This window comes from Acinetobacter sp. NIPH 542, from assembly GCF_000369825.1.
Lineage (GTDB): Bacteria > Pseudomonadota > Gammaproteobacteria > Pseudomonadales > Moraxellaceae > Acinetobacter > Acinetobacter oleivorans.
Genome location: NZ_KB850206.1, coordinates 684,638 through 708,143, shown reverse-complemented (window position 1 = coordinate 708,143; position 23,506 = coordinate 684,638). Strand labels below are relative to the sequence as shown.

24 protein-coding genes and 1 riboswitch are annotated in these 23,506 nt (G+C 37.8%); of the genes, 3 read left to right on the top strand and 21 right to left on the bottom strand.

What is annotated here, in order from left to right; all coding sequences use genetic code 11:
* Positions 1–2: 2 nt before the first annotated feature.
* The 3 genes from F886_RS08900 to F886_RS08890 all read right to left on the bottom strand — a co-directional run bounded on the left by F886_RS08900 (position 3) and on the right by F886_RS08890 (position 2,771).
* A complete protein-coding gene (locus F886_RS08900; protein WP_005041686.1) occupies positions 3–656 on the bottom strand; it encodes an urea amidolyase associated protein UAAP2 in 654 nt (217 codons plus the stop codon).
* Positions 657–671: 15 nt separating this feature from the next.
* Positions 672–1,412, bottom strand: coding sequence for an urea amidolyase associated protein UAAP1 (locus F886_RS08895; RefSeq protein WP_005303929.1), 741 nt, complete (start codon positions 1,410–1,412; stop codon positions 672–674).
* 28 nt (positions 1,413–1,440) lie between these two features.
* Positions 1,441–1,536: riboswitch (guanidine-I (ykkC/yxkD leader) on the bottom strand.
* Between the two features lie 284 nt (positions 1,537–1,820).
* Positions 1,821–2,771: a 3-hydroxyacyl-CoA dehydrogenase NAD-binding domain-containing protein gene (locus tag F886_RS08890; protein ID WP_005303926.1), complete on the bottom strand. Its 951-nt coding sequence runs from the start codon at positions 2,769–2,771 to the stop codon at positions 1,821–1,823.
* Positions 2,772–2,974: 203 nt separating this feature from the next.
* Between F886_RS08890 and yddG the strand changes: the two genes are divergently transcribed.
* The 3 genes from yddG to F886_RS20430 all read left to right on the top strand — a co-directional run bounded on the left by yddG (position 2,975) and on the right by F886_RS20430 (position 5,118).
* Positions 2,975–3,907: an aromatic amino acid DMT transporter YddG gene (yddG, locus tag F886_RS08885; RefSeq protein ID WP_005303923.1), complete on the top strand. Its 933-nt coding sequence runs from the start codon at positions 2,975–2,977 to the stop codon at positions 3,905–3,907.
* Between the two features lie 127 nt (positions 3,908–4,034).
* On the top strand, positions 4,035–4,466 hold the full coding sequence (locus F886_RS08880) for an SRPBCC family protein (protein WP_002114206.1): 432 nt from the start codon (positions 4,035–4,037) through the stop codon (positions 4,464–4,466).
* Positions 4,467–4,884: 418 nt separating this feature from the next.
* Positions 4,885–5,118 (top strand): hypothetical protein, encoded by a 234-nt coding sequence (locus tag F886_RS20430; protein ID WP_004793244.1) that lies wholly within the window; start codon positions 4,885–4,887, stop codon positions 5,116–5,118.
* A gap of 54 nt (positions 5,119–5,172) precedes the next feature.
* Here the strand turns inward: F886_RS20430 and F886_RS08870 are convergent, their stop codons facing one another.
* The 18 genes from F886_RS08870 to F886_RS08785 form a co-directional block, all read right to left on the bottom strand.
* Positions 5,173–5,727, bottom strand: coding sequence for a TetR/AcrR family transcriptional regulator (locus F886_RS08870; RefSeq protein ID WP_005303921.1), 555 nt, complete (start codon positions 5,725–5,727; stop codon positions 5,173–5,175).
* Positions 5,728–6,705: 978 nt separating this feature from the next.
* Positions 6,706–7,833, bottom strand: a complete 1,128-nt coding sequence (locus F886_RS08865; protein ID WP_005303918.1) for a J domain-containing protein — start codon at positions 7,831–7,833, stop codon at positions 6,706–6,708.
* Positions 7,834–8,085: 252 nt separating this feature from the next.
* Positions 8,086–9,306 (bottom strand): chloride channel protein, encoded by a 1,221-nt coding sequence (locus F886_RS08860; RefSeq protein WP_005303915.1) that lies wholly within the window; start codon positions 9,304–9,306, stop codon positions 8,086–8,088.
* Between the two features lie 301 nt (positions 9,307–9,607).
* Positions 9,608–11,326, bottom strand: a complete 1,719-nt coding sequence (locus F886_RS08855) for an acetyl/propionyl/methylcrotonyl-CoA carboxylase subunit alpha (RefSeq protein WP_005303913.1) — start codon at positions 11,324–11,326, stop codon at positions 9,608–9,610.
* Positions 11,323–12,909, bottom strand: coding sequence for a 5-oxoprolinase subunit B/C family protein (locus tag F886_RS08850; protein WP_005303911.1), 1,587 nt, complete (start codon positions 12,907–12,909; stop codon positions 11,323–11,325). The genes F886_RS08855 and F886_RS08850 overlap by 4 nt, the downstream gene beginning before the upstream one ends.
* A gap of 32 nt (positions 12,910–12,941) precedes the next feature.
* The gene (locus tag F886_RS08845) at positions 12,942–13,757 is read right to left on the bottom strand and encodes a putative hydro-lyase (RefSeq protein WP_081402134.1); all 816 of its coding nucleotides are present in this window, start codon (positions 13,755–13,757) and stop codon (positions 12,942–12,944) included.
* Positions 13,758–13,759: 2 nt separating this feature from the next.
* Positions 13,760–14,524: a LamB/YcsF family protein gene (locus tag F886_RS08840; RefSeq protein WP_005303907.1), complete on the bottom strand. Its 765-nt coding sequence runs from the start codon at positions 14,522–14,524 to the stop codon at positions 13,760–13,762.
* 34 nt (positions 14,525–14,558) lie between these two features.
* On the bottom strand, positions 14,559–15,812 hold the full coding sequence (locus F886_RS08835; protein ID WP_081399177.1) for an NRAMP family divalent metal transporter: 1,254 nt from the start codon (positions 15,810–15,812) through the stop codon (positions 14,559–14,561).
* A gap of 340 nt (positions 15,813–16,152) precedes the next feature.
* On the bottom strand, positions 16,153–17,064 hold the full coding sequence (gene mumR, locus F886_RS08830; RefSeq protein ID WP_005303905.1) for a LysR family transcriptional regulator MumR: 912 nt from the start codon (positions 17,062–17,064) through the stop codon (positions 16,153–16,155).
* Positions 17,065–17,190: 126 nt separating this feature from the next.
* Entirely contained in the window at positions 17,191–17,988 is a 798-nt protein-coding gene (locus F886_RS08825; RefSeq protein WP_005303903.1) for an SDR family NAD(P)-dependent oxidoreductase, read from the bottom strand.
* A gap of 92 nt (positions 17,989–18,080) precedes the next feature.
* Positions 18,081–19,025, bottom strand: coding sequence for a DUF4424 family protein (locus tag F886_RS08820; protein WP_005303901.1), 945 nt, complete (start codon positions 19,023–19,025; stop codon positions 18,081–18,083).
* Between the two features lie 121 nt (positions 19,026–19,146).
* Positions 19,147–19,491: a hypothetical protein gene (locus tag F886_RS08815; RefSeq protein ID WP_005303900.1), complete on the bottom strand. Its 345-nt coding sequence runs from the start codon at positions 19,489–19,491 to the stop codon at positions 19,147–19,149.
* 312 nt (positions 19,492–19,803) lie between these two features.
* Entirely contained in the window at positions 19,804–20,262 is a 459-nt protein-coding gene (locus tag F886_RS08810; RefSeq protein WP_005303898.1) for a hypothetical protein, read from the bottom strand.
* Positions 20,263–20,512: 250 nt separating this feature from the next.
* On the bottom strand, positions 20,513–20,707 hold the full coding sequence (locus tag F886_RS08805; RefSeq protein ID WP_034591023.1) for a hypothetical protein: 195 nt from the start codon (positions 20,705–20,707) through the stop codon (positions 20,513–20,515).
* Positions 20,708–20,883: 176 nt separating this feature from the next.
* The gene (locus F886_RS08800) at positions 20,884–21,201 is read right to left on the bottom strand and encodes a hypothetical protein (protein ID WP_005303895.1); all 318 of its coding nucleotides are present in this window, start codon (positions 21,199–21,201) and stop codon (positions 20,884–20,886) included.
* A gap of 160 nt (positions 21,202–21,361) precedes the next feature.
* Entirely contained in the window at positions 21,362–22,054 is a 693-nt protein-coding gene (locus F886_RS08795) for a hypothetical protein (protein WP_005303893.1), read from the bottom strand.
* Positions 22,055–22,056: 2 nt separating this feature from the next.
* Positions 22,057–22,614 (bottom strand): hypothetical protein, encoded by a 558-nt coding sequence (locus tag F886_RS08790; RefSeq protein WP_005303892.1) that lies wholly within the window; start codon positions 22,612–22,614, stop codon positions 22,057–22,059.
* A 176-nt stretch (positions 22,615–22,790) separates the two neighbouring features.
* Positions 22,791–23,495, bottom strand: coding sequence for a hypothetical protein (locus F886_RS08785; protein WP_034591021.1), 705 nt, complete (start codon positions 23,493–23,495; stop codon positions 22,791–22,793).
* Positions 23,496–23,506 lie beyond the last annotated feature (11 nt).

Here is a 23,506-nt window from a genome sequence, read left to right as displayed (position 1 = left end):
GCTTACACCCCTTCCGCTTCACGGACAACCAGTTGAATTTTGGTTGGGTTATAGGCATTACATGGGTTGTTCAGCTGCGGACAATTGGAAATTAAAACAATTAAATCCATTTCTGCCCGAACTTCTACATATTTACCTGGTGCTGAAATTCCATCATCAAATTTAAGCTGACCGTCTGGTGTAACAGGCACATTCATAAAAAAGTTAATATTTGGGCCTATATGACGGACATTTAAGCCATGCTTTTTTGCAATCGGGTGTTTTGCCAAGGCATACATAAAATTGTTACGGCAACTATGCATAGGATACGTTTCATGTGCATAGCGAACTGTATTACTTTCACATGAACAGGCACCACCAATGGTGTCATGGCGACCACAGTTATCATCATGAATGACGGCAATTGGACGGCCAAAGTTACTGTAGAGCTTTGTGCCCTTTTCTAAATAAATGTGTTGATTGATCGCCAAAGTATCCATTGCGCTATAACGCTCAGTTGGATTTTCGGCACTCATAAACAAAGTATCGACCGCTTGGTTTCCCTCAAGATCAATAATTCGAAAATATTGGCCCTTTTTAACCTCGCACATCCACGCTTCACCCGCAGGACAAACTTCATTTAAAACTGCTTTTTCAAATGATTGTAAAACTGTCATGATGTTTCTCCTGATTTAAATATTGCTAAGTGCGTAGTAGCGGGCTGTGTTTTGAAACGCACGCTGATTTTGCGAACATGCATCACGACAAATATCGCTGTCTGTTAGTGAATTGGCTTTAAATAAACTGAGTTGAATATCGGCAGGTTGATAGCTTGGGCTGATGTCTAAACCATGCGGTGCAGCAGATAAAAATATTAAGCAGTCCATTTCAAAACGCAGTTCAATGCTTTGATCGGTGTTATCAGAACTGACATAAGACAAAGCGCCGTTTTCATCTGGCACAACTTTAGAAAATAGGTTAACGGCGGCACTCAGGTCTTGGCTGGCAAGCCCGTATTTACACATTTCAATGAGTAAACTGTCTAAGCCATTTTGGTACATATCATTGCGGGCATCTTGAAATGTGCGATTGCCGAATTGCTTTTCAATTTGCTCAGGTCGGCTTGGGCCACAAAGCGCATCGTTCCAACCATGATCGTCGTGAACAATCGAAGCCATCACACGGCCTAGGTCTGAGTACAGCACATTGGAAGCTTTTAAATAGGCAGTATGTTGTCCTTTTAAACTGTCGGGCATGTTAAAACGTTCAAGCACATCGGCAGCATTTACACAAAACAAAGAAACATTTGCCTGAGCGCCAAGCGAGGTAAATCTAAGAATAGTTCCTTTTTGAATACGACCCGACCAGTGATGTCCTCCGGGTAAAAGTTCGGTCCAAATCGCCTGATTGTTATGATAACTTGCAGTGTTCATAGCTACTCCTGTCGGATAGTTTTAGACTTCCTCCCGGGCTTTTATCCCTCCGTGTAGTTCGCTAGGAACCGTGAACTCTCGGTCCAGACATACATAAAGTATCGGAACCCTAGATCACTTTTGATTGCTTAAGACTATGCAAAGGACATGCCAGCTTAGTATTACGATTTTGGTTAAAAGTAATACTAAACTTGAACTGTTTAGGTGCAATTTAAGTTCAAAAATAAAAAGCTGCACTAAAAATTGTGCATTTCAAAGCATCAGTACCGCAGTAATTGTCTTTATAGATATTTGAGTAACAATTAACGAATGCACAGCAATTTTAATTAGGAATGTTTTTCTTATTGATCTAACAAAAAGCCAATCATCTCTACAGTAAAATGATTGGCTCTACTCTAAGAGTTTGAATTAATCTAACTTAAGTTGCTGTCTAAGCTTTAAGATATCGACCAGACCTTTATCTCTAGTTTGGTATAAATCGATATCCTTATATTGGGTTAAAAGCTGATTGGTTTCTGCTTCCAACAACTCTGTTGTCTCATCTGAATGTTCAAATGCGTGCATGTCATTCCACCATTCTGTCATCGGTGGGCCTAAATGATGAATTGCCTCTTTAAAACCCTTTTGGTTTGCCAGCTGCATATTAATGTAGGGACCAAATAGCGCCCACCTTAAACCCGGCCCACTGGTAATCGCGACATCGACATCTTCGGCAGAACACACGCCTTGTTCAACCAATGAAAAAGCTTCTCGCCATAGCGCAGCCTGCAAACGGTTTGCGACATGCCCTTTTACTTCTTTATTTAAAATGATCGGATTTTTGCCCAGTTGTTTATAGAACTCAGAAGCCTGTTTTAAAATTTGAGGATCAGTCAAATTACCGCCAACGATCTCGACCAAAGGTAAAAGATGTGGCGGATTAAAAGGATGACCTAATAAAATACGTTCAGGATGTTGTGCCTCTTTTTGAAAATCAGACACTTTTAAGCCCGATGAACTTGAAGCAATAATAGTATGTTCAGGGCAATATGCGGTGATTTCTTGATATAGCTCTTGTTTTACATCGAGACGTTCAGGGGCATTTTCTTGAATAAAATCTACGTCTGAGACTGCATCTTTTAAATGATTAAAAATTTCCAGATGAAGCAGCACATCTGGTTGAGTATGAGCGTGTTCAGCGTTTTGATCTAAAGCCAATAAATCATTTAAATTTGCAGATATTCTATTTTTAAAGACCACTTCATCTATAGGATACGGGTCGTAAACCTTAACTTTAAATCCTTTATATAAAAATAAGGCCGTCCAACTCGCACCTATTACACCAGCTCCAACAACACCAACTGTTTTAATGACTTCCATATTTTCCTCGTAAGAATGTTGTTTTATTCGAAATTTCGTTACTCAATTGAATGCTAAATAAACATATCAGATTCAACCAATCAATAAATTTAATTGTTTATATTTTATATAATTTGTCCTATATTCCTTAGCTTGAAAATTGATTCCTTTCATTAGTACAACTTAATCCTTTACCATTTTTTAACCGTTATTTACTGAATTTTATGTCAAAAAATCTAGCAACATTGATTGGTTTAAGCGCCATTCTCATGTGGGCATCTCTGGTCGGTCTGATGAAGCAAGTCAGTGCCGCCCTTGGACCTGAGCTAGGTGTTACGCTTATTTATTCTTTAAGTGCACTACTGTTGCTTGCCATTTTCAAAGTTCCAGATTTTAAGCAGATCTCTAAAAAATACTTAATATTTGGCACAATTCTGTTCGTGGCTTATGAGGTGTGCTTTTCATTTGCGATTGCTTATTCTCAGACAGCAAGACAAGCCATTGAAATTAGTATTGTTAACTATCTGTGGCCGAGTTTAACGGTTTTGGCTTTCGTGATTTTTAAAGAATTAAAGTTTAATTTTCTTATTATTCTCGGCTTACTTATTTCAATTTCTGGCATTATTTTTATTCAAACTGGAAGCGGTGATTTTAGTCTAAATAGTCTTGTCGATAATTTTCATAGCAACCCACTGAGCTATATTTTGGCATTTACAGGTGCCATCATCTGGGCTTTTTACTGTGTAATCACTAAAAAAATGAGCAATGGGCAAAATCCCATTTCCATTTTCTTTGTTGGTGTCGCGCTCACTCTCTGGCTCAAGCTGCTTGTCTCGGGGCAATTCGCCATTGCATCAATGGATATTCCAGCAGTCATCACCCTTTTAGTGGCATCTGCTGCCATGGGTTTTGGTTATGCTGCTTGGAACATTGGCATCATTCATGGAAACATTACCATACTTGTGGTGGCCTCTTATTTCACCCCGATTATCTCGTCTATTTTGGCTATGTTTGTTTTACAAACTCAACTTTCAGTGAGCTTTTGGCAAGGAACAGCAATGGTGACGGCTGGTTCCTTTATTTGCTGGGTTTCAACGAACTGGTCTGTGATTCAGCCTTTCTTTAAAAAACTAAGAAAAGACCAAAAAGCATTGTAGATTTATCGCAATGCTTTTTTTTACTTAAGATAACTCCGACGAAGAAGAATTCCCCCATTACCCAAAGCATGCTAATATCCAAATTCTGACAATCGTCCATGTCAAAATAATTTATAGAGGGAATAAGATGTTAAAAACTCAAAAAATCAACATCGTACAAGAATTTGATGCACCCGTAGACAAAGTCTTTGCAACCTTAAGTGAGCATGAAAACTTAAGCAAACTTTTCGCTCCGGCTAAAGTCACTCGTATTAGTAACGGCAAAGACGCCCGTAATGGTGTTGGCTCTGCACGCAAAATGTCTATTCCACTCACCCCTTCATTTGTAGAAACAAATTTAGTCTACAAAGAAAATGAACTGATCGAGTACGCAATCACGAGCGGTATTAGCCCAATTAAGGGTCACCGTGGTGTAATGAAATTTACTGACTTGGGAAATAATCGAACTCGTTTGGATTACACCATTAGCTTTAAAGGTCGCGTTCCTTTTATTGGTCCAATTATTAAAGCAGCCTTACAAAATGGCGTGAGTCGTGGGCTTAAAAAACTCAAGTTTTAATCAAAATATAAAATAGAAGCCCATTATTGGGCTTTTATTTTTAAGTAGATGTATGGATGAACTGCTGCATCAATTTCTACAAATAGGAAATTTAAAAACCTAATCACAAAAACAAAAGCCGACTCGTTAAAGTCAGCTGAATACTACAGTTTGAGAAAATTGCTTAAATAGTTTTTGTTCGTGGCAATCTTCTATCTATTTTCTTTTTCTAAAATTAATTTAACCCTTAATTATGACTATTTGATTAAAAAGAAATCAAAAACCTCAAATAAAGGGCAAAATAAATCACTATCTGTTAAATTAGTGCAAGTCAAATCACACTTAGCAAAAGTAATGTATACCAACTAGATCTTTAGAAACTTTCTAAAGTTTAGTATGCTAAAAATAACTTACTAATTAATAGAAAATAATCAATCCAATGGAACATCAAAGTTTGTTAAAGGAATTAAATTCACTTATTGAATATTATTCCAAAAGAACAGATTGTCCGCCTACCCGAATTCGCATAGGTTACAGAGCCTATGCAAAACTCATGCAAAATCCAAAGTTTGCTGATGAAGTGTCAAACTCTGCTTTAGACCCAAACAAACGTAAATATAAAAAATTGAAAATTAAAGTCACTAAAGATGACGATCAGCTTGAACTCGAATAAATAAAAAGCCCAGTTACGGGCTTTTTTCCTTTTAGAAAGTGTTTGAATTTATCGCTAAGACAGCATTATTAAAAAATATTCGAGTAGTTTGTCTCGCTCATCTACACTGTTTTCACTTAAAAGCTGAACCATTGCCCCATCAATCACAAACAAAAACATGTGAGCGTCATTCATTGAAGCCGTAGTTTTGATGGTTAAAAGTAGTTTATAAATTTCTTTGATTAGCCAAGTTCTATACTCAATCACCACGCTGTAGGCTTTTGGGTAGAGCTTTTCAATTTCAAAAATTGCTTTAAAGGGTAAACGATAAAAGCCATTTAAATCGGCATGTAGAAGGTAAATCTGTTTGAGTTTATCAAGCACCATTTCTTCACGGTAAGATTTGAGAATTGAAAACACTTTTACTTTGAGCGCGTCTTTTTGAAAAGTGAGACACATTTCGATGAGTCGTGCTTTTGAGTGAAAGTCGTTATAGAAAGTAGCTTTGGGAATTTTGGCTTCTGCAATAATCCGGTCGACACCAACTTTATTAAAACCATCCTGATTAAATAGATCTTTTGCTACGTGAAGCACGCGCAGTGCTCTAAATGAAGATTCTAAATTTTTCATGTATACCACTTAAAATAATTTTTTGTTGTATCTAAAAGAGATAGAAATGCCGTCACTCTTAAAATGAGTGCTAAAAACAAGCATGCAAAAACGGCACAAGAGGTGTGCTCGCCTATCTCAGTTTTATTGTTGCTATGTTTTAGTCGTAATGATGTTTAGGCGTAAAAACCTAGGGTCGGTTAAACCTATTTATAAACTGTTTAAATGGCATAAATAGAGAGAGTTTGGCAAAGGCCAAAAATTGAGAATAATTAGTACGCATAGCGGACTCCTTTGTTAACAAAAGAAATCCTACCGATCACTGCTAAATGATGGTGGCAGGACGAAAGAGGGTTAGCAGACTGGCAACAAAGAAACCAGCACACCCGAAGGTGTCCCCCTTCCGCCCTACCGTAGAGAAAAAGGGGGCGAACGAGTTCACGATACACAAAACTAAGTTTCGAATATCGTCTTTGTTAAATAGGGTCTGCTAAAACCCGCTAGCAATGTAGGCTAGCCCGCAAAGGATAGTATTCGCTTCTGTTGTCGTCAAGCGTAGGAAATGTAGTTTGTATTAAGTTCGATCGGTTGGGTTTTAAATTATTTCCAAATTTTGAAGATTTAAAAACCTAATTGAATATTGATATCTAGTATCTGTTTGCCTAGTTATAAAAATTAAATACAGACTCAGGAATGAATATAACTCTATCAATCTCTGCTAAATAATTATGGTAGTAGAACGAAAAAGAGTTAGCAGACTGGTGCCAAAGAGACCAGCACATCCTAGGATGTCCTCTTTTTGTCCTACCAGAGAGAAAGGATATTATTCACTTCTCTTGTCGTCAAGAATATAAAATTCTATTCGTATCAAATTAGAACAATTGTTTTTTTAAATATTATACTTTCACATTAACAATAAAATAACTTATACAAATCAGACTTAAAGTCTCCAAGTAATAAAATCGAATTTTACCTATTATCTCAAAAGATTTAATAAATTTATATTAAATTACTAGATGGTTGATCGGTTTTCACTTCATCATTATTTACATCTGATAATTCCTCTTCAACAGATTTATTAAGATTGTCAGAAGAATGCATATTTTTTATTTTTTCTTGATATTTTTCTTTAAATATTTCTGCTAGTTCGACATTCATTCTTTGCACGTGTTCAGTTGCTGTACTTGAGTCAATACTATTTGGTATATAGTAATTATTATTTATTCTAGTTAATACTCGCTCATCCATTAAGTAATCATCACGAATAATACCCATTGTCTGAGAAGCACCCAAATCAAGCATTCTAGCAGTCAAATCTAAGAATAGACAATAAAGCCTCTCCTCTTTTTTGTGTATATAGCAGTCATGAATTTCTTTGACCACACCTATGATGCCACTCTCTTCTTGAATATTAATAACACTTTGGACAGCTTTATTCATTAGATCTGGTCGATATGGAATTACTTTAGACTGTTCATTAGTAGTATTAACTAATTCTGGTGTACTGACAGATTCAGAAGTAGATGTATATAAAGTATTTACTGTCTCATCAGCTTGTTCAGCTGGTAAAGGACCTTCAGTAATAATATTTTCTGAGTATCTTGTATTCTCATATATTGATAAAATAGTACTAATTAAAATTATCGCTACGCCTAAGATGGATAAAGATATAATAATTTTTTTGCTATTTATTTTTATCATATTATAAAGATTTAAAAATGGCTTAAAAATATAAAACCCTTTTGAAATATTTATATTGATATTGACATTAAAATCTTTGGCTTCTTTCTGATCTTTATCATCATTTTTTGAAAAATTTCTACTATTTTTCTCTTGCTGCTGAAAATCTTCATACTTCTTTCTTTTTTGATATTCTTGAAAATCTCTCTCTTTTTGTTTTCTTTGATTAAAAGAATTTAATTTCAGATCGAACTCTTTACGTTTATTTTCATTAGTTAACACTTCAAGTGCTTCATTAATTAATTGCATTTTTCCATTTGCATCATTTCCTTGGTAACGATCAGGATGATATTTTTGTGCTAAACCTTTATAGGCCAATCTAATAATTTCAACAGGAGCATCTTGAGATACATGTAAAATCTCATAATAATTAATAAATGTATTCAAGTAAAACCCCCTTTCCCTAGTAAAAATTTATATTAATATTATAACCATCTTTGAATTAGATTCTTAACATATCTAATCCTACATAGTACACTTTCTAATTCTTTCAGTAAAAAATAAGTTTTTCTTAATTTTCTAGGAAAGATTCTAAATCAGTATACGAAGATAGAACTCTACTAAACAATCAGCATTATTTTTAATTAGAACTAACTGAGTTTAAACTACATCAAGTCAATTTTTCTCATGAATCACGTACTAATCCATCAACTTTTTACGGCGATATAACCCACAATTCCCAGAAAATAGCGCTGCCAACAAACAAGTAATAATGGCATACGTGGCAACATTCATTCCAAATAGTTCAACAGCTAAAATAATAGAGGTCAACGGTGCCTTACTTGCTCCAGAAAACAGACTTACCAAACCTAAGCCTGCAAGCAATGAAATTGGCAGATTTAAAACTGCTCCTAAAGCATTACCTAATGTCGCACCCACATAGAACAACGGTGTAATTTCACCACCTTTAAAACCCGACCCTAAAGTAATTGCAGTAAAAAACGTCTTGTTAAAAAAGTCGTAAAACTCAATTGGCACATAAAAAGATGCAATGATTTTATCTGTACCCAAACCGTTGTATTGCTGATGTGCAGTGAACAAAGTAAGTAGCATAATGACAATACCACCGACCATGGTTCTTAATGGTAAGTAGCGAATGTATTTATAAAAGAGATCACTCGCCAAGTGAATAGCAGCAATAAAGAAACGCGCAGCTAAACCAAAAACCAGCCCTGCCGCAATCAAGCTCATGAGCACGCCAAAATGAATGGCTGGAAACTCACTAATGACATAATAAATATGCGGATGAACAATATCGAATAGCTCAGGGATGGTCGATGCAATAAGCGCCGACACAAAACATGGAAAAATGGCTGAATATCTTAAATTACCTAAAGCGGTAATTTCTAAACCATAAATTGCACCCGCTAGAGGTAAACCAAACACCCCAGCGAAGCCCGCACCAATACTCGCGATTAAACAGATTTTTCGGTTATCTTCCGAGATTTTTAATATATGGCTTAAGTGGTCAATTAAGGCGCCTGAAAGCTGAACCGCTGGTGCTTCACGCCCCGCCGAACCACCAAATAACTGGGTTAAAATTGAGGTGATAAAAATGATGGGGCTCATCCGTTTCGGAATAAAGGACTTAGGCTGGTGAATTTCATCTATGAGTAAATGTGTTCCCCGTTCAATCGGTGAACCATATTTTTTAATGAGATAACCAATGCCAAACCCAATAAAAGGCAAAAAGTAGATGAGCCAATGATGCAGACTTCGGACTTTGTTTGAAATATCAAAGGCTACAAAAATTAAAGTCGAGGCCAGCCCCGCGACGACTCCAATCACAATCGAGATGACGAGCCAATAGACACTGTATTTTAGAATTTGATCATATTCAGATGAAGGTAGAATTTTCATTCGCGTTCTTCAATTAACCTTTAAAATGGATGATAAATTCTCAATTTTTTTATGCAGCCAGCTCATTAAGTGAGAAATGCTTAAACTGGGCTAAAAATTAAAGCTCGCATAGGCGAGCTTTCAATACAGTGATTAATTTTGATATCACCAAACAGGGCGAAATATCTCATAACCCTTTCTGGCTTTCAAGTTGAAAATGGTTAACGAGACTGTGAAAATAGCGGACTGAGTTAATAAATAAGCATTTGATTTGACCCGATCAAACTAAAACCAAAATCAGGCCAAATCATTTATTCAAAACTTAGTTAATGCTAGCAATCACAGTTTCAGCATGGCAGGTCGCACCCTTCTCTGCACTAATCTGAATAGCGCCACTGCGATGCGCCAGTACCTGAACTTCCATTTTCATGGCTTCCATAATGGCAACCACTTGGCCTTCGGTGACTTGCTCACCATTTTCGACTTTCCAAGCGCTAATCACACCATTAATTGGGGCAAGTAAATGCTCGGCACTCACTTCTGGCTCGGCGGTTTGGGCTTGAACTGCGGTTGCTGGGCCTTGTGCAAACATCCCTGCTGGTAAACCTAAACGGTGTAACTTGCCATCAATTTCAATGTAGCTCAGCAACATCGGTTGTTGATGGTTTGGAATGCCGCGTTTAGTCGGTTTCAACTCTTGTTTAAAGTCGTTTTCGATCCAACGCGTGTGTACGTTAAATTCATCTGTAAAGTCAGGTTCATTAAGTACCGCACGGTGAAAGTCTAAAACTGATGCCACGCCTTCAATTTTGAATTGCTTCAAAGCACGTTTAGCTCGGGCAATTGCAATTTCACGGGTTGGGCCGGTTACAATTAGCTTTGCCATAAGTGAGTCAAAATGGCTAGATACTAATGATCCAGTGCGAACACCTGTATCGACTCGTACACCGTTACCAAATGGTGCTTCAAATAAACTCAACACACCAAATGCAGGAATGAAACCACGTGCTGGGTCTTCGGCATTAATACGAAACTCAATAGCGTGGCCTTGGGCTTTTGGTGTTTCTTTAATAGAAAGCACTTCACCTTGCGCCACACGAATTTGCTCAACCACCAAATCGACTTTTGAGGTTTCTTCGGTCACTGGGTGCTCAACTTGCAAACGCGTGTTTACTTCTAAGAATGAAAGCTTACCGTCACGACTCAGTAAATATTCAACTGTACCCGCACCTACATAGTTTGCAGCCTGACAAATGTTTTTTGCCGAGGTTAAAATTTGCTGGTAAATCTCATCGCTAATAAATGGCGCTGGCGCTTCTTCAACTAACTTTTGGTTGCGGCGTTGCAATGAGCAATCACGTGTACCAAGTACCACAATATTGCCATGTTGGTCGGCAATCACTTGCGCTTCTACGTGGCGCGGTTTATCAAGATATTGCTCGACAAAACACTCACCACGACCAAAGGCAGCTTTTGCTTCTCGTACTGCTGACTCATAAAGCTCTTGAACTTCTTCGAGTTTCCACGCAACTTTTAAGCCACGGCCACCACCACCAAACGCGGCTTTAATGGCAATTGGTAAACCATATTGCTTAGCAAACGCTAAAGCTTCCTCTGCATTATTAAGGGGGTCTTGTGTACCTTGAACCAACGGCGCACCGACTGAAGCAGCAATTTTACGTGCTTCGATTTTATCGCCTAATTTTTCAATGGCACTTGGTGATGGCCCGACCCATTTTAAACCTGCATCAATCACAGCTTGAGCAAACTCAGCACGCTCAGATAAAAAGCCGTAACCCGGATGGACCATGGTCGCTTTCGATTTCTTTGCAACTTCGATAATGGCAGGAATATTTAGGTAAGTCTCGCTAGCGGTTGCACCAGCTAAGCCCCATGCTTCATCTGCAAGTTCGACATGCATGCTGCCAATATCATCATCTGCATATAACGCGACCGATGAAATTCCCATATCACGGCAAGCATGAATAATACGAACGGCAATTTCACCACGGTTAGCAATCAATAATTTTTCTGTATTCATCTTTCATTCTCAAAATCTGTAAATTCGGCAATTTTTTTAAATTTGATGCGGCAACCTGCTGGAATCTGTGCCACCAAGTCCCAATGGTGTTTAGCAACAGAGCCAATCACCGGATATCCGCCCGTTAAAGGATGATCATTCATAAACAAAACGGGTTGGCCGCTCGGTGGAATCTGCAAAGCACCAATACATGTACCTTCACTTTCCAACTCGTAGGTGATTTTGCGAGTTAAAGACTGTGCACCTGAAAGTCTTAGCCCGACGCGGTTGCTTTCATTGGTCACGAGCCACTCTTGCTGACAGAGCAGTTCAATACTGTCTTGTTCAAACCAGTCAGTGCGCGGCCCCATCACAATATCTAGCTCAACCACTTCACCAGCTTTTGGCAAATCACTTTTGCCCACTTCATTTAGGCTAATGTTGGCTGCCTTCACCTGTCCTTGGTAAATGGTATCTCCAAGCTTTAAAGGCTCTGGCCCTAACACTGCCAAGCTGTCAAATGAGGCACTATTGAGTACAGGTTCAACATCTACACCACCACGAACTGCCAAATAATTTCTTAAGCCTGCGGTCGGTGGCTGAATTTGAAATTCATCGCCTTCATCCAAATCAATCGGTTGATAGCTTGCAAAGTCTGCGGTTTGTCCGCCGGCAAATTTCACACGAATGTTTGAAATAGCCCCAGCCACCGCAATAACGCCCGCATGCTGCATTTTGGCTTTTAAGCCACCATTTAAAACTTCAATGACAGGTGTATCCGTTGGATTACCTACAATACGGTTAGCACTATGCATGGCAGACAAGTCCATTGCACCCGCCACTCCAACCCCAATATTGGTCTGGTTTAAGCGCCCTTCATCTTGAATGAGCATCTGTAAACTTGGTGCAGTGATCGTAAACAACGGTACAGATTGTTTCGGCTCAACCTTACGTGTGATTTGCTGCGGTACAGCTACAGTGGTTGGGTTCTGCGTGACATCTTCAAAATGTACAGTCATGCCCGGTAACAGCAATGCAGGATTTTTACGCTCTAAATCCCACATTTTTTCTGATGTTGTACCAATCAACTGCCAGCCACCCGGACTGTCTTTTGGGTAAATACCAGAGTATTTTCCAGCCAAACCCAAAGAACCTGACGGTATTTTTTTTCGCGGAACCGTTAAACGTGGAATATCGGTAAAAGGCTTATCGGGACTGCTCATATACGCGAAGCCCGGCGCAAAACCAATAAAAGCCACATTCCACACGCTTTGGTGATGTTTTCTAATCACATCAGCCACAGACAAACCTTGCAACTCGGCAACTTGCGCAAGGTCTTCGCCATCGTAACGAATCGGCACAATCACTTTTTGGCTGCTACGCTCAAAGCCAGAATCAACTTTGAGGCTCTGAATTGAAGAAACCAGCGTTTTAAAGTTGGTTTCGATCTCGTTAAAAAAAACCAAAATTGTTTTTGCAGCAGGGACTAAGTCTTTAATTCCATTCAATTGCGTATTTTGCAATTTATTGTACAACGCCAAAGTTTCTTCTAGGCTCGCAAGCTCAATCAGAAAACAGTCGGCGTTTACCGATAAAAAACGCATTTGCTTATCCTTTTAATTCTTCTTTAGTCCAATTAGCCAATCCAAGCACGGTCAGGAATGTCGGTAATAAACATGTGACCCGGTGCATGACTAATCGCAAAGGGAATTTTCGAGTTCATGACGGCGGCTTGCGGTGTTACTCCACATGCCCAAAACACTGGAATTTCACCCGCTTCAATACGAGAAGCATCGCCAAAGTCTGGCTTGTTTACATCCGAAATTCCTAAGCTTTCAGGATGACCAATATGTACAGGCGCGCCATGCACACTCGGCATGCGTGCGGTAATTTTTACCGCTTCACTAATTTGATGCGATGGAATTGGTCGCATGGAAACCACCATATTTCCAGAAATACGCCCTGCTGACTGGCACTGAATATTGCTCAGATACATCGGTACATTGGTATCGTCATGAATATGGCGAACTTCAATACCCGCTTCTTGCAGAGCGGTTTCAAACGAAAAACTACAGCCAATTAAGAAAGTCACCAAATCAGGATGGGCGTTGTAAATCTCGCTCGCATCGGTCACTTCATCGACCATTTCTCCATCTTTCCAAATGCGATAGCGCGGGAAATCGGTTCGAATGTCTGAGTCTGCTGCAAGCTTAGTTGCATAGATACCTTCTTCAAGTACATCAAGCACTGGGCAGCTTTGCGGGTTACGATGCGCATAGAGTAAAAAGTCATATGCCCACTCTTTTGGCACCGAAATCATGTTGACCTGCGTCATGCCCGCAGCCATGCCTGCTGTCGGTTTATCAAAACCTGCACGGATTTTTAAACGTGCATCTAATGCGGCTTCAAGCTGAGCTGGGTCGACTTTAATATCCTTATACATGGTGCTCATCCTTATGCTTTGTTTACAAATGGGCGGATTTCAATATTGTTTTTTACAAGCTCGGCTTTAATGGCTGCCGACATCTCAAGCGCACCGTCGGTATCGCCGTGTAGGCAAATCGTGTCAGCCTGAATTGGGGTAAACACACCATCAATTGACTCGACCCCACCATTTTTAAGCATAGACACCACACGGCTCGCAACAAATGCCGAGTCGTGTAAAACTGCACCTTCTAAACGGCGAGATACCAGTGAACCATCGCTGTTATAAGCGCGGTCTGCAAATGCTTCAGATACAACTTTTAAACCCGCAGCTCGTGCTTGTTCGACTAAGTTCGACCCAGCCAAAGCCACTAAGACCAGTTCAGGGTTATACAGTTTAATTGCATCAATCACGGCTGCTGCTTGAGCTTGGTCATGTGCAATTGTGTTATAAAGCGCGCCATGTGGTTTAACATATTGCACTTTTGAACCTGCCACTTTAGCCAAGCCATCGAGTGCAGAAATTTGGTAAAGCACATCGGCAATAAGCTCATCACGTGACAAATCCATATTACGGCGGCCAAAGCCTACAAGGTCTGGATAAGACACGTGAGCGCCAATAGTCACACCAAGCTCCACTGCTTTACGAACCGTTTTTAAAATGCCGAGTGGGTCGCCAGCATGGAAGCCACACGCAATATTGGCACTGGTCACGACAGGTAAGATCTGATCATCATTACCCATTTTCCATGAACCAAAGCTTTCACCCAAATCACTATTTAAATCTACAAACATGGCATTATTCCTTTATCACTTAACAAAGTCTGGCTTAAAGCTTGGTCAAATAGTTAAATACTGTCGTAAATGACATATAGCCCATCCACCATGTCAACAGACATGTTAACCCACCCAAAATAAGCAACCATTTTGGATAGTTGTAATTACCCATTAAATCTTTACGGCATGCAGCAACATACACAAAAATTGTAAGACCAATTGGCAACACCAATCCGTTAAAACCACCTACAAAAATGAGTAGACCTGCTGGAGTTGCACCCAATAACACATAGAGCAATAAAGCTAATGCAATGAAGGTAATGGTTGTATAGTTGGTTTGTTTTGGTGTTAAGTTCTTTTTAAACGCAGTAAAGAATGACACTGAAGTATATGCTGCGCCAATGGTGCTACTAATGCCGGCTGCCCAGAAAATTAAACCAAATAATTTAAAACCAAATGTACCCGCTGCATATTGGAATGCTTGAGCTGCTGGATTGGCGTCATGGCTGGCTAAATCAATTGTTGCGCCACTCACCACCACACCTAAAAACGCTAAAAACAACACGTAGCGCATGATGCCGACAACAATAATGCCCTTGGTTGCAGCTTTAGCGACTTCATCAATATTTTCAGGGCCAACAGCACCTTTATCGAGTAAACGATGGGCACCTGCATAGCAGATGTAGCCACCAACCGTACCGCCAACAATAGTGGTAATAATGGCAAAGTCGATCTGATCTGGAGCAAAGGTTTGATGTACAGCTTGCCCAACTGGAGGCATTACAATAACGGCAACAATAATAATCAGGAGGATTTTAAGCAATCCCAACACGATCATGCTTTTATCCATAGCAAGCGTTGCTTTTCTTGATGCAAAAATCAAAATGGCTAACGCACCACTTAAAATACCGCCCCACTTTGTGTCTAGGCCAAAAAGCGCATTTAAACCTAAAGCTGCACCCGCAATGTTACCGACACTAAAGAAAAACCCGCCCAAAATCACCAGAAACGCCAGTAAATAACCACTACCCGGTAATGCTTTATTGGCAATGTCTGATGCACGCATTTGAGTAAGTGTGACCACTCGCCAAATATTTTGTTGAACTACATAATCAATCAGAATGGAAACTAAAATTGCGAAGCCGAATGCTGCACCTAACTTGACTGTAAATACAGCAGTTTGGGTTAAAAATCCTGGCCCCATTGCAGAGGTCGCCATCATAAAGATTGAGGCTACAATGGCCCATTGGCGATCTGATAAAAAAGAAGATTTCAGTAAAGACATATTAATGCGTTCCTCATCCATTTGAGCTTAACAACGCTATTTTCAGGTTGAATCAAGAACATCATTTTTCCCAAACAATATTCTTTAATCCTTTAAAATGACAAAGATTCCCTGTTCCCCAATCAGCACAATCGGCGATCAAATCTTGTATCTAAAATAAAAACATAGCTAAACCCTACGGACAATAAGACTTTTTACATAAAATTAAAAATTCAAGCATTTGATTTTAAAAGGTTTATATCTTATTAAAAAAGCAGGATAAGTTTTACTTATTGAATGAGATAAGCTGCTTTTATGACTTTACACGCAAGCAGCCTATTTAAAATAAGAAAAAATATTTTATGAGAAATAAAAGTCTCGCTTATTTTTGGATTTTCTCATTGAGGCTTTTCATGGCACTTTCCGACACCCTAACGGCAACTTCAGTTAGTTTTTCTTTCAAGGCAACATCATTTCCTTGAATGTAGATTGAGGTGAAATGAAACGTCTTTAACTGAATAGGTGTATTTAATATTTCTAGTCGTCCGTCGGTAATTTCTTTTAGCGCGGTTAAGGTCGGCACCACAGCAATACCTAGGCCCTGCTCAGCTAAACGCAATAAAGTCGCTAATGAATAACTGGTAATTGAGAGTGGTTCATCAATTCCTTGTTCTTTCATTCTGGCTTTCAATTCTTTATAGGGATAGGTAATTTTGGGGTAAGTTAAAATGGTATGTGACATTAAAGTTTTAAATGACATTTGAGCTACACCACCTTTAAATGAAGGTGAAGCCAAGAAACTTAATTCAAAATCACATAAGGCCTGTTCAATACACTCAAAAGCCAACGTTGGCCCAAGCAAAAAAGCCATGTCCAAGTCACCTGTTCGAACGCCCTCTTGTAAATTAGGTGTCAGGTCTACCACAATTTCCACTGAAATTTTTGGGAACTCTTGTTGAACCTTTTCGATATATTCGACCAACCACGTATAAACAATGGTTTCGGAAACGCCTAAACGAATGGTACCAGTCAGGTGCTGGTTTTCGGTAAGCTCTGCCACCAGATCTGTTTCTAGGCGCATAAATTTTTCGGCGTACTTAAATAAAGTTAAGCCTTTATGAGTCGGTTTAAACTGCCGATAATTTCGATCTAAAACTTTAAAGCCTAATTCATTTTCAAGAGATGTGATTTTTTGAGATACCGCAGGCTGGGTAGTTTGCAATTTAGTCGCAGCCTTATTGAAGCTATTTAAAGTCACAACCCAATAAAATGCTTCAAGATTCTTTAAATTCACGTTTCATCCTGTCTTAAAAATTCCTTCACTTTTATAGTATGTAAGTTCTTAGCCTGATTAGGCTAGCCATTTATTCATTTTTATTTAAATCGATTTAAATCTTTATCATTAATATCAAGCTCAGTACTAATCAACTATTGCACCAGCGGTCATGTTTACCACGGTTGCTGTCATTGAGTTCGCATGCTCCGAGGCAAGAAAAGCGACAGTTTCTGCAACTTGTGAAAGTGTCGGTAACCGTTTTAGCATAGTGCCCTGAGCCGCACCTTCAAGCCATTGTCCTATGCTGAGTCCCATTGCCTGTGCTTTTGACTCAAATAATTCACGCGTGTAGGAACCAGCTTGAACAGCATCAACAATTGCATGTGAGCGAACACCCAGTACTCGTATATTCTTAGGGCCTAACTCACTAGCCAGTGCTTTAATAAAAGCTTCGATTCCGGCACAGCCCACAATATGCCCCAGATGGCCCGGTATTGCCATCCGAGCTGAAGGTGCCACAATAGAAATCATTGTTCCGCCACGATCGCCGCCCATAAAAGGCACCACAGCTTTAGATATATTAAACTGAGCTGTAAGAAATGGATTTATTCCCCCGACGAACTCATCAAGATTTAATTCCAAAATTTCTTTGCCTTGATTATGTATAAAACTGGTGGCATTGATGACCAAATCTAGCCCACCTGTATCTTGAGCAATTTGAGCCACGGTATTATTTATTGACTGACTGTCTAACACATCAACGCTGGCCGTATGAACCGCACCTCCAAGTTGATGAAGTTGTGTCGCAATGTTTTGAAGTTTATTTAAATCTCTTGCACACAAATAGACATGTGCACCTTCACGAATAAAAACCTTCGCAATTGCAGTACCAATTGCTCCACTGCCTCCAAAAATGACAGCCACTTTTCCCTTAAGCAACATTGCGGCATCCTCTTGTTATTATGTGCCATCATTAAGTTATGTCACACAATCAAGAGTGATGCAATTTTATACAGTTTAGAGTTTGTATGAGCTTATCTAACTTTGACAAAAATAATATCTAAATCTCGCTTTGGTACAAACTTGGTTTTAGTCATTTGAAATTGAGTTGGACTAATCTTTTTAACTTCTCCATCCCAACAAAATGAAACCAGTTCGTCTTTATCGCGCTCAATGGTGAGCTTAAAGTTTTCAATCGGCTTTGCCCAATTTGCACCCGTCGTCAAAATATAGCCCAAAGCACTAAACGGCGAATTTTCTGAACTGGCTTTTTTTAAGCCCTGCTTAAATTGTTTATCCATACAAAATTGCTGGTTATATTCGTCTGGATAGAGAGCAACAGAACCACCCACCAAAGGTTTATATTCATGCTGAATTTTAGTCAGACTATTGGCTTTGAAGGTCTGCTTCCAACTATAGATCAATTGAGATGACCACGGAATCACATCATCTTTTTTAAAATTGGCTAAAATTTTCTGTATTTTTGGCTTATTACACTTCTTTAGCTTATCTACATAATACTCATAATCATCGTTATTACGCAGCCACGGATTAAGCATGTCTTTTTCAATAAAACCACACTGCTTAAACTCATCTGTTGCGTCAATCAGCGGTGATCTCTCATCTTTTTGAATAAACGTTCGCACGTGCATTTCTGGTTTAATATTTTTACCATCCACCACAATATTAAAACTTTTTAAAAGCTCTTCAGTGTGAGCAAAGTCAGACTCAAAGAAATTATCAATGCGTGGTAACGGAAATAAAATCGTTTCAGTGACATCTTTATTGCTTAGGTTTTTATAGAGATAGTCGACTTTAATTCGTTTTTTACTAATAAATAGATCTTCGCTTTGCATGGCAATCTGCGAATTTTTGAGATATTGAATCCCACCTGTACCCACGTAACCCGTAGAATCATTGGCTAAGCCATAGGTCGATAGTTGGACCAAAACAGCAAAGGTTATTGCAAGCTTTTTCATTTTTAAGCGCTCTGTCATTTTCTAATTATGAAATGTCGATCTGCAATAAAGCATAACTGTTTAAACGTCGGTGTTGTTAATCTTTTAGCGACGATTCATATATCTCTTTAAAATCTAAAATTTAATTAAAACTCAATTTCTGCTTCGTCATTTTTTTAGGCACACTAATTTTTCCAATAAAGTTGGTTAACCATAAAATGCATTCATCACGGTGTTCAAAGTGAGGAATCAAACTGAGGTCAATTTTTATATCTCGATCTGCTAAAGGTAAGCTCAAGCAATATTCAAAATCGATCGATTTATATTTCAACTTTAGGTCTTTTTCTTCGGCCTGCTTTTTTATTTCTGCCATAATGCGGTTAAGGTTAACAATCAAATTATTGGAAACTTGGTTGTTCTCATAGACACGTTCATAGACGTTTTCAGCAACGTCTATATATTTTATAAGCTCTGCATTTTCATTCATATCATTCATCTCTCTTTTTTAAAGATTATGAACAGCTAAATGTTTAATTGCGTTACTTAGCACATTGGTTATGTGAAAAGCGTATATATTTCTTTATCAAAAGATATATACAAGCCATTGTTATATAATAAAATCAGTTAATTCCGAGTAAATTTATATACATTTAATATTCTCAAAAATATGCCTTTACTCAAAAAGAAAGTTAACTCAGTCATTATTTTTTGAGTAAAAAAAACCGCCCCAGAAGGCGGTCGCTGAACTTAAAAACCAGCAGTATATAGAAGCAAGGTGGACGTTCACTTCTATATTCTTTTATGAAGGAGTTTTATTAGTTTTAATAAAATCCTCAGATTTAAAATAATTGATGATCATATCAGCATGCTCTTCTTTTACAGGAGCAACAGTCACAGGAAACGCATCTTTCGACATCTTAAAACCTGGCGGTAAAAAATGCGAAATTGGTGGCAATTTAGGTTTTCCACCTTCCGTAATTCGCTCGATAAAACCAGCTAACCAAAGAAGATACTCACCTTCATTTGCAAACTTCGGCATAACACTCAAATCAATCTGGACCTTGCACTCACTTAACGGTTTCGTTAAGTTTTCTTCAAAGTCTATATAGTTGAACTTGAGCTTAAACTCCGTTCCTTTAATAGCTTTTCGAATTTGACTAATTAAACAGTTAAGGTTCTGAGTAATGTCATCAGTGAATAAGCTATCTTTTTTAATATTTTTATAAACCTTTTCGGCTACAGCTAGATACTTTGGCATTAACCTCTCTCCGTACTATTGTTATAAAGTGCTGATCTATGAATGTTTTCTGTCTTTGATTATGCTTAAAGTAGTGTAATTAAAGGTATCCTTATTGGAGTGCTTTGTAAGTAATTAGAACTTTATGTAAAGTGCACCATAAAAATACCTAAAAAAATTATGGTTTTGATAACTCATCCGCAAAAATGAATGGTTGAATAGAGATAATTAGAAACATTTATTTTCATATTATTTTGACCGTTTGGTAAAATTAATATGTTTTCATCTGTTTATCTCGTCTCACTAAACCAAGAACAGCTCGGCGCACTCGTATTTCTTCTTCAGAAAAAGGTAACTGTTCAATGAGTTCCTGAATTGAAAGAAAGTTATTTTCGATCAAGAAGCAGTCTTGCTCTGTGGTCCAAGTGGAAGTTGTTGATTGAGTTGGTTTTAAATAACGTTTCATATTTCCTAGCAGATTTGCCTGCACATATAAAAAGCCTGCCTTTAGAGCAAGCTTATAGATTAAATTTTCTGATGTTCATTATTATAGCAGTCTGTAGATAATATGTTCAGTTGATCTTGTAGCCACACTAAATAGCCTTACATAAAAAAGCCCACAGTTTGTGGGCTTACTCTAGGTTATTTTGCGGCATTTACCCCAACAATAAACTGGCTACAATTAGAACCTTCAGATGCGTTACCTAATTGCTTTTCAGAGAATTTAAATTTGGATGCAACTGACTCATAATCTTTTTTAAGGCTTTGACCTGTTAGCTCACCTAGCTCTTTCACTTGTTCTGGTTTCAAGATGCTATGTTCAACCGCTTGATTTACCATGACACAGGCTGTAGTCATTGCGTCATAACGTGCAGCAGTTTTAGAGTAACCAAGAGCGCCTATTACACCACCAACAATTAAACCAATAATGACCGCTAAAGTTACGTGCATTTTATTCATTTTTTAAATACCTAAAAATCTAACGAAAAAACGAACACTTCAAAAGGATGTGCTCAAGTTCAATTAGGATAGTCGTATTTACATGATATAAAAAGTTAGATTCTGTCACATTTATTGATAGGTTGAGTGAAATGTGTTTAATCAGTTCAAAAGGAAAATATCACACCTTCCTAGTTCTCTTTCTTTTTTTGCTTGGCACTTCTAAAGGAATAGCCACCTTACCTGTACCTAACCCGCGAAAAAAATAATTAATGATATATAGAAATAAAAGACCAAAATAAAAAATAGGAAAAATACTAAAGGCTGTGCTTACTATTTCCCAAAACATAACCCCGACTCTATAGTTATAACTAAATGATATGAGTCCCCCCCTACGTCTAGGCCTTTGGTGAGTAATATCATCCTCAATAAAATGAATAATTCCCATGACAAAACACCCAGCAAATGTACTTGAGACTAAAATCTTTTTGATTAAAGGTTTCTCTAACCAAGGGTATTTTTTTGAAGACTCAAATTCGGCTTTGAAAAAGAATTTATAAATTTCTTCTTGATAATATTTATTAACCCCATATTTTTTAATAAAAAAATAGCAGATAACACAACCAACAAAGAACATGACTATGGTTATATAAAGGCTATAAAGAATCGTAAAAAACGGTAATGGGCCTTTCGTACCAACAGTCACATGCATAGTTTGTGTGATGTATTGATATAGCTCATACTGCCATTCATTTTTAGGATAAGCAGGAAATACAAATAAAGGAATAATAAAAAGAATAGAACATATAGCTATATTTCCTTTGTTCTCCTTACTTTTCAGTGCAATAGTAGACAGAAAGTTTTTAGAAGCCATATCTATATCTTACAATTTGGAATCATGTGTTTAGCTTTATAAAACTCATCAAAAGCCTTCATATCATTTAACCATGGAGAGATAGTTTCCAGATTACGTTTATTAATATTTTTTGATGCTAATAGCCTTGGTGAAGAATAATTTTTCTGCTGAATTTTTTGATTATATTGTTGTACAAACATAAGCTTTAAGCATAATCCTCGAATGCCCTTATTACCAAAATATGAATACTCAGAATATTTATTTAAGACATCTTTCATTTCTTTATGTTCACCATTCCAAACATAAAATGAGCTTAAACCATTCAAATCGTTAATATATATCTCATCATTAATTTGGTTTAACGCTAGGCCCTCTTTTAAAATAATACTGTTTATTTCCACTTCATCAGATAAGTCCATCCAAAAAAAAGAAGCCATGACTTCTTCTGAAAATCTTATTCTGGCTTGCTCTGTATCCTTAGGATATACAATAAAAAAATAATACAATCCTAGAAAAATAATAAAACCTAATATAATAGAAAGTAATCTCCAAAAATTAGTACCTTTTATAATATTCATAACAAGCCATTCATTTTATTTAATATCTTGTGAACGAACTTTACTCTATGTTTTAGATGAAATCAAAAGAAGTGAGAGAAAGTTTCCTTATATGAAATATATACTTATTTTTACTGTGCTCTTTTATGTTTTAAAAGAGCACTTTCTGAAGGGAACTTTGAGATATTTCTAAGTTATTAAGGTAAAAATGGCTTTGTTAGAAATACAAATCCGACAGAGAAAAAAGCATTATTGTGATGAGACATTTGGTTGCCATAACTTGCGTTTAATTGCACAAGGTCTTTATAGACCATGTATCGAAAACCTGTTTGGTAAAAGGCATCATTTCGGTCATTACCATATACTTCGGCAGTGAGTGTTAATGGATGAGTAAGTTGTGTTTCGGTTCCAATTCCCCACGTAGTTTGGTTTTTATGCGTAGTATTTTCACGTAACCAACCAAGGTTGGCATGGATTAAAAACTTATCATCCAATGTAGAAACACTTAAAGGAACATTAACCGTCCAATCTTTTTTTGAAGAATCTTTAGCATTTATTAGTGTGCCAAAAGAAAAGCCGATTCCCCAATCATTCGTTTCTAAGGGTTTTAATAAGGTTTTACCTTGTAAAGTTGCATAACTGACGTGCTCAGTATCATCGTTTACTCTTCCCATCCCTACCGCAAATTCAAAATTTCCACCAAAATTACAGGCTGGTGTTGCCCAATATTCTTTGTTGTCAGGGTTATGCTGCGCCCAAGTTTCTAGTTGGCAAGTTTTTGGCGAAACAAGAGCAGCATCGTCCACAACCATAGGTCGTCCACTATGGCTAGCGTTAGATAATGCAAATAAACAGAAACCAGAAATAAGTGAGCGTTTCTTTAAAGTAAATAACACTGGCATCACTCCCATAA